Origin of the sequence: Romboutsia sp. 13368, from assembly GCF_018336475.1 — a bacterium.
GTDB lineage: Bacteria > Bacillota > Clostridia > Peptostreptococcales > Peptostreptococcaceae > Romboutsia.
The window spans coordinates 1,165,628-1,165,844 of the sequence record NZ_CP048741.1; the positions used below are offsets into that span (position 1 = coordinate 1,165,628).

Below are 217 nucleotides of genomic sequence, written 5' to 3' on the forward strand. Positions count from 1 at the left end.
GAGATGATGTATTAGAATTGACAGATTTAATACAAAATAGAATAGACCCAAATGAATTCTTTAATGAAAATTTCGTAACAGAAGGTATGAAACTTTTAGTAGAAACWGCATTYAAAAGATTTCATGGAAAAAGTGCATCTGGATTAATTAAACTTACTCAGTCAATGGGTGGCGGTAAAACGCATAATATGATTTCTTTAGCACTATTAGCAAAATA

Annotated in this window: 1 protein-coding gene; it reads left to right on the forward strand. The window is 29.3% G+C overall.

The window, feature by feature from the left end; all coding sequences use genetic code 11:
* The coding region (locus G3997_RS04735; protein WP_296649378.1) for a hypothetical protein at window positions 1–217 on the forward strand (217 nt) is incomplete at both ends.